Annotated in this window: 7 protein-coding genes; 3 read left to right on the forward strand and 4 right to left on the reverse strand. The window is 68.8% G+C overall.

Annotated features, from left to right (window positions below):
- Nucleotides 1-150: 150 nt before the first annotated feature.
- The 4 genes from ABB34_RS08850 to ABB34_RS08865 form a co-directional block, all read right to left on the reverse strand.
- The gene (locus tag ABB34_RS08850; RefSeq protein ID WP_057640954.1) at nucleotides 151-951 is read right to left on the reverse strand and encodes a MetQ/NlpA family ABC transporter substrate-binding protein; all 801 of its coding nucleotides are present in this window, start codon (nucleotides 949-951) and stop codon (nucleotides 151-153) included.
- A 112-nt stretch (nucleotides 952-1,063) separates the two neighbouring features.
- A complete protein-coding gene (locus ABB34_RS08855) occupies nucleotides 1,064-1,753 on the reverse strand; it encodes a methionine ABC transporter permease (protein ID WP_057640955.1) in 690 nt (229 codons plus the stop codon).
- Nucleotides 1,750-2,757 (reverse strand): methionine ABC transporter ATP-binding protein, encoded by a 1,008-nt coding sequence (locus ABB34_RS08860; RefSeq protein WP_057640956.1) that lies wholly within the window; start codon nucleotides 2,755-2,757, stop codon nucleotides 1,750-1,752. Before ABB34_RS08860 ends, ABB34_RS08855 begins: the two co-directional genes overlap by 4 nt.
- Before the next feature lie 118 nt (nucleotides 2,758-2,875).
- The gene (locus ABB34_RS08865) at nucleotides 2,876-3,787 is read right to left on the reverse strand and encodes a DMT family transporter (RefSeq protein WP_057640957.1); all 912 of its coding nucleotides are present in this window, start codon (nucleotides 3,785-3,787) and stop codon (nucleotides 2,876-2,878) included.
- A 76-nt stretch (nucleotides 3,788-3,863) separates the two neighbouring features.
- Here ABB34_RS08865 and ABB34_RS08870 point away from each other — a divergent pair, with 76 nt between their 5' ends.
- Genes ABB34_RS08870 through ABB34_RS08880 form a run of 3 tightly spaced genes read left to right on the forward strand, consistent with a single transcriptional unit; the run spans nucleotide 3,864 to nucleotide 6,050 of the window.
- A complete protein-coding gene (locus ABB34_RS08870) occupies nucleotides 3,864-4,964 on the forward strand; it encodes a serine hydrolase domain-containing protein (RefSeq protein ID WP_057640958.1) in 1,101 nt (366 codons plus the stop codon).
- A 53-nt stretch (nucleotides 4,965-5,017) separates the two neighbouring features.
- Entirely contained in the window at nucleotides 5,018-5,503 is a 486-nt protein-coding gene (locus ABB34_RS08875; protein WP_057640959.1) for a YajQ family cyclic di-GMP-binding protein, read from the forward strand.
- Entirely contained in the window at nucleotides 5,496-6,050 is a 555-nt protein-coding gene (locus ABB34_RS08880; RefSeq protein WP_057640960.1) for a DUF1415 domain-containing protein, read from the forward strand. The genes ABB34_RS08875 and ABB34_RS08880 overlap by 8 nt, the downstream gene beginning before the upstream one ends.
- Nucleotides 6,051-6,356: the final 306 nt, after the last annotated feature.

Raw genomic sequence — 6,356 nt, forward strand, 5'->3', positions numbered from 1 at the left:
ATAGTGACCGGGGAGCCTGGCAGCCGACCACCGTAGATGCGGGGCTTGCCCCGCATGAGGCTCTACCGGTGAGACCCCGTGCGGGGCAAGCCCCGCACCTACGAGGATTTCTCGCACCTATGGCTTGCCCGGCACGGGAGGCGGCGGCGCTCAGAACGCCGGCAGCACCGCGCCCTTGTACTTCTGCTCGATGAAGGCCTTCACTTCCGGGCTGGTCAGCGCATGGGCCAGCTTCTGCACGCGCGCGTCGTCCTTGTTGTCGGCGCGGCTGACGAGGAAGTTCACGTAGGGCGAATCGCTGCTTTCGATCGCCAGCGCGTCCCGGGTCGGGTTGAGCCCGGCGTCGAGCGCATAGTTGGTATTGATCAGCGCCAGGTCGACCTGGTCGAGCACCCGCGGCAGCATCGCCGAATCCAGCTCGCGGAACTTGAGCTGCTTCGGGTTCTCGACGATGTCGCGCTGGGTGGACAGGGCGTTGGACGGGTCCTTGAGCTTGATGACCCCTGCCTTGTCCAGCAGGATCAGCGCTCGGCTGTTGTTGCTCGGGTCGTTGGGGATCACCACGTCGGCGCCGTCGGCCAGTTCGTCCAGCGACTTGACCCGGTGCGAATAGGCGCCGAACGGCTCGATATGCACGCCGGCCACGGTCACCAGCGTGGTCTTGCGGTCGCGGTTGTAGGCGTCCAGGTAGGGCTCGGTCTGGAAGTAGTTGGCGTCCACCTGCTTCTGCACCAGCTGGTCGTTGGGCTGCACGTAGTCGTTGAACACGCGCACGTCGAGGGTGACGCCCTCCTTCGCCAGCAGCGGCTTGACCACCTCCAATATCTCGGCGTGCGGCACCGCGGTGGCGGCGACCACCAGCTTCGATTCATCGGCGGCGGGCTTGCCGCAGGCCGACAGCGCCAGCGCGGCGGCGGCAACGAGCAGCGGACGGAACAGGGAAGTCTTCATCGGGATTCCAGTGCGACGGGAGGGGATGCGCGTAGGTGCGGGGCTCGCCCCGCACGGGGTTTTGCCGAGAAGGCCCCATGCCGGGCAAGCCCGGCATCTACGAAAACATTGCTCAACGGCGAGTGTAGTGGCGCACCAGCCGGTCGCCCAGCATCTGCAGCAGTTGCACCAGGATCAGCAGCAATACCACCGTGACCAGCGCCACGTCGGTATGCGAGCGCTGGTAGCCGTCGCGGAAGGCCAGGTCGCCGAGGCCGCCGGAGCCGATCGCGCCGCCCATCGCGGTGAAGCCGATCAGGGCGATGGTGGTCACCGTGGCGCCGGCGATCAGGCCGGGCCGCGCTTCGGGCAGCAGCACCTTGAACACCAGTTGCGAAGTGGTCGCGCCCATCGCCTGGCTGGCTTCGATGACGCCGCGGTCCACCTCGCGCAGCGCGGTTTCCACCAGCCGCGCGTAGAACGGCGCGGCGCCGACCACCAGCGGCAGGATCGCGCCGCGCACGCCCAGCGAGGTGCCCATCATCGCCAGCGTCACCGGGATCAGCACGATCATCAGGATGATGAAGGGCACCGAGCGCAGCACGTTCACCACCAGCGCCGTCACCGCGTACAGCAGCGGGCGGCGGCGCAACTGCGGCGAGCCGGTCAGGAACAGCAACACGCCCAGCGGCAGGCCAATCGCCATCGTCAGCGGCAGCGAGCCGGCCAGCATCAGCAGGGTGTCGAGGGTGGCCTGGCCGATGTCGGCCCACTTGCCGGCATCGAGGTGGCGGAAGAAGCCGCCGGCGGTTGCGAGGATCATCGACGCAGCTCCTCCACGTGCACGCCGGCGTCGACGAAACCGGCCTGGGCGGCGTTCTGGTCGCCGCCGACCAGGGCGACGGTCAGCTGCCCGTAGGGCGTGTCCTTGATGCGGTCGATGCGCCCGGACAGGATGTTGTAGTCCACCCCGGTCTGCCGCGCGATGCGGCCCAGCAACGGTTCGTAGGTGCCGTCGCCGAGGAAGGTCAGGCGCACCACGCGCCCCTCCACCACGGCGAAATCGCGGTGCAGCTCGCCCTCGTCCACGTGCTCGGATTCGGACACGAAGCGGCGCGTGGTCGGGTGCCGCGGGTGCAGGAACACCTCGCTCACCGGCCCGCTCTCGACCAGGTGGCCGGCGTCGAGCACCGCCACGCGGTCGCAGACGCGGCGGATCACGTCCATCTCGTGGGTGATCAGCACGATGGTCAGGCCCAGCTCGCGGTTGATCCTGCCCAGCAGCGCCAGCACCTGCGCGGTGGTCTGCGGGTCGAGCGCGCTGGTAGCCTCGTCGCACAGCAGGATCTTCGGGCGCGTCGCCAGCGCGCGGGCGATGCCGACGCGCTGCTTCTGCCCGCCGGACAGCTGCGCCGGGTACTTGGCCGCGTGCGCTTCGAGGCCGACGGTATGCAGCAGCTCGTCCACCCGCGCGTCGACCTGCGCCTTCGGCGTGCCGGCCAGTTCCAGCGGGAAGGCGACATTGCCGGCCACGGTACGTGCCGACAGCAGGTTGAAGTGCTGGAAGATCATGCCGACCTGCCGGCGCAGCGCGCGCAGGCCGTCGGCGTCCAGCGCGGTGGCGTCCTGCCCGTCGATCAGCACGCGGCCGCCGCTGGGCTCCTCCAGCCGGTTGATCAGGCGGATCAGGGTGGACTTGCCGGCCCCGGAATGGCCGATGATGCCGAACACCTCGCCGGCCCCGATGGACAGGTCGAGCGGATGCAGCGCGGTGATCGCGCGGCCTTCCACGGCATAGGATTTGTGCAGGTTCTGGAACTCGATCACGGCCAGGGCGGGGGTCGGCGGACGGAACGGGCGGCAAGCCTAGCAGCGCCACGGCCGCGGCGCCCGCACGGGCTGGGGGAATCTTATTCCTTTTGCTTCCATGCGGCCGGGCAGCCGCTCAGGGATGGTCCACCTGCCCGGCCCGCCGCGCGTGCCGGACGCGCTCGCGGTGCAGCAGGTACAGGCCGCTGGCGATGATGATCGCCGCGCCGATCCAGGTCATGCGGTCGGGCAGCACGTCCCACAGCAGCAGGTCCCAGCCGATCACCCAGACCAGCCCGGTGTATTCCAGCGGCGCGATCATCGACGCCTGCCCCAGCTGGAAGGCGCGGGTCAGCGCGATCTGCCCCAGCGCCCCGGCCAGGCCCATGCCGGCGATCAGCCCGGCGTGCCGCCATTGCAGCGGCTGCCATTGCGGCCACGCCAGCAGCCCGGCGCCGACCGCCATCAGCAGCAGGAACCACACCACCATCGATTGCGGGGTGTCGGTGCGGGTGAGCAGGCTCACCGTCACCGCGGCGATGGCGTAGGCGGTGGCCGCCAGCAGCACCATCAGCCCCGGCAGCGAGATCAAGCCATCCGTGCCGGGGCGCAGCACCACCAGCACGCCGACCAGGCCGATGCCGATCGCGACCCAGCGCCGCGGCCCCACCCGTTCGCCCAGCAGCGGCACCGACAGCGCCGCCACCAGCAACGGCGCGACGAAATAGATCGAATAGGCGGTGGACAGCGGCAGGCTGCGCAGCGCGTGGACGAAGCAGCCGATCATCACCATGCCCAGCACGCCGCGCAGCAGGTGCAGGCCCCAGCGCACCGGCACCAGCGAGCGCGGCCCGGCGCTGGCCAGCACCCACACCAACACGAACGGCAGCGAGGCGGCGCCGCGCAGCATGGTCACCTGCAGCACCGGGTAGCTGGCCGAGAGCAGCTTCATGCCGGCGTCCATCAGCGAGAAGAACGCGACGGCGGCCAGCATCCAGGCCACCGCGGTCACGGGCGAGCGGGCAGCGGACGGGGAGGAAACGGACATGGCCCATTGTCGCAGGTCGTGCCGGCGGCAGGCACGGTGGCGCTATGCTCGCCGCACCCGCCACGGAGCCGAACGCATGCCCCTGCCCACCCTCCTGCGCCGCAGCCTGTGCGGCCTGATCCTGCTTGGCGGGTGCGCCTCGGCCGCCGCGCAGGCGCCTTCGGCCACCGACCTCGCGCAACTGGATGGCTTCGCCCTCGGGCTGGAGACGGCCGGCCGCTTCTCCGGCGTGGTGCTGGTCGCGCACGAGGGCGAGGTGGTGTTCGAGAAGGCCTACGGCCTGCGCGACGAGAACGGCGAAGCGCCACTGGTCGCCGACGACCGCCTCAACCTGGCCTCGGCCGGCAAGATGTTCACCAGCGTGGCGATCCTGCAACAGGTCGCCGCCGGCCGCGTCACCCTGGACAGCCACGTCGGCGAGGTGTTGAAGGACTACCCCAACCGCGCCTTCGCCGACACGGTGACGGTGCGCCAGCTGCTCACCCACACCGCCGGCGCCGGCGACGTCGATGAGCTGTTCGGCATCGAGCATGCGGCCGAACGCGCGCGGCTGCGCACGCCGGCCGACATCATCGCGCTGCACGGCGACCGTCCACCGGAATTCGCGCCCGGCACGCAGCAGAAATACGGCAACTATGGCTACGTGGTGCTGGGGCGGATGATCGAAGTGCTGTCCGGGCAGGATTTCGAGTCCTACGTCCGCGAGCACGTGCTGAAGCCGGCCGGGATGATCCGCACCGGCTTCGTCGACTGCGACAACCCGGCGCCGGACCTGGCCGCCGGCTACGCCGAGGTTGAGGGCAAGCGCGTGCGCAACTGCGCGACGCTGCCGGCGCGGGGCTTCGCTGCCGGCGGGCAGGTGGCGCCGGCCGGCGACGTGCTGCGCTTCGTCGAGGCGCTGCGCGACGGCCGGCTGCTGCCGCTGCTGCTGTTCATGGAGGCGACCACGCCGCAGCACGAATTCATGGGCCTGGGCTTCTTCGCCACCGGCTACGGCGAGGGCGTGCCCGAACGCGATTTCCGCTGGGGCCACGGCGGCAGCGCCGACGGCATCTGCACCGACGTGCGCACCTACCCGCACACCGGGGAGACGGTGATCGTGCTGTCCAACAAGGACGCACCGGCCTGCTACGCGGTAGCCAACCTGCTGCACGCGCAGTGGCGGCCGCAACCATGATCGGTGGGCCGATCACCTAGAATGGCTGTCGTTTTCATCCTTGGAGTTCCGCCATGCCTTCCTTCGACGTCGTCTCCGAAGTCGACAAGCACGAGCTGACCAATGCCATCGACCAGGCCAACCGCGAGCTGTCCACCCGCTTCGACTTCAAGGGCGTGGACGCGAAGTTCGAGCAGGACGGCGACAAGCTGATCAAGCTGGCCGCGCCCTCGGACTTCCAGCTCAAGCAGATGGCCGACATCCTGAAACAGCGCCTGGCCGCGCGCGGCATCGACTTCCGCTGCATGGAATTCGGCGACGTCGAAACCAACCTCGGCGGCGCGCGCCAGCAGGTGACGGTCAAGCAGGGCATCGAACAGAAGCTGGCCAAGCAGATCGCGGCGAAGATCAAGGAGTCGAAGATCAAGGTCGATACCCAGATCAACGGCGACAAACTGCGCGTCAACGGCAAGAAGCGCGACGACCTGCAGGAAACGATCGCGCTGCTGAAGAAGAACGAGTTCGAGCAACCGTTGCAGTTCGACAACTTCCGTGACTGATTCCCTGCCCGACACCGACCCGATCGCCGACACCCGCCGCTGGCTGGAGAAGGCGGTGATCGGGCTGAACCTGTGCCCGTTCGCCAAGGCGGTGTACGTCAAGGAACAGGTGCGTTTCGTGTTGAGCGATGCGACCACGCCCGAGGCGCTGCTGGAAGAACTGGCCGAGGAGCTGGTGCTGCTGCGCGACACCCCGGCCGAGCAGATCGACACCACGCTGATCGTGCACCCGCAGGCGCTGGGCGATTTCCTCGACTACAACGACTTCCTCGACAACGCCGACGCGGCGGTGGAGGCGCTGGATTTGCAGGGCATCCTGCAGGTGGCCAGCTTCCACCCGCAGTACCAGTTCGCCGGCACCGCGCCGAGTGATGTGAGCAACTACACCAACCGCGCGCCCTGGCCCACGCTGCACCTGCTGCGCGAGGACAGCGTGGAGCGCGCGGTGGCCGCGTTCCCCGACCCGGACGTGATCGTCGAGCGCAACATCGCCACGCTGGACGAGCTGGGCGTGGAAGGCTGGAACCAGCTACTGGCCGGGGAGTAGCGCCCATGCAGGAGCGACGTGAGTCGCGACCAGGTTTTCCCGGGAAAGCCCGGTCGCGACTCACGTCGCTTGTGTCATTTATCCCGTTACCGTTGCAGGTGAGAGCGGAGTGCGGCAGCCCGTTCAGTCGCGGTGCCAAGCAAGCACGTGTAGGAGTCAGGGGCGCCGCACTCCGTGCTCCCATCCTCAGCCCGAACAGTTGATCGGATCACAGTCCGAAGCGAACAAGCATGGGATCGATGGGAGGGCTCTCATCCCCAGCTTACGTCCGGGGCGTGATGGATAACCGTTTCGGCCTTGATGTTT

This window comes from Stenotrophomonas daejeonensis (genome assembly GCF_001431505.1).
GTDB lineage: Bacteria > Pseudomonadota > Gammaproteobacteria > Xanthomonadales > Xanthomonadaceae > Stenotrophomonas > Stenotrophomonas daejeonensis.

Bases quoted from the DNA above. Each gene is read 5' to 3' on its own strand.
- ABB34_RS08850 (WP_057640954.1), bottom strand. From the start codon at position 951: ATGAAGACTTCCCTGTTCCGTCCGCTGCTCGTTGCCGCCGCCGCGCTG.
- ABB34_RS08855 (WP_057640955.1), bottom strand. From the start codon at position 1,753: ATGATCCTCGCAACCGCCGGCGGCTTCTTCCGCCACCTCGATGCCGGC.
- ABB34_RS08865 (WP_057640957.1), bottom strand. From the start codon at position 3,787: ATGTCCGTTTCCTCCCCGTCCGCTGCCCGCTCGCCCGTGACCGCGGTG.
- ABB34_RS08870 (WP_057640958.1), top strand. From the start codon at position 3,864: ATGCCCCTGCCCACCCTCCTGCGCCGCAGCCTGTGCGGCCTGATCCTG.
- ABB34_RS08875 (WP_057640959.1), top strand. From the start codon at position 5,018: ATGCCTTCCTTCGACGTCGTCTCCGAAGTCGACAAGCACGAGCTGACC.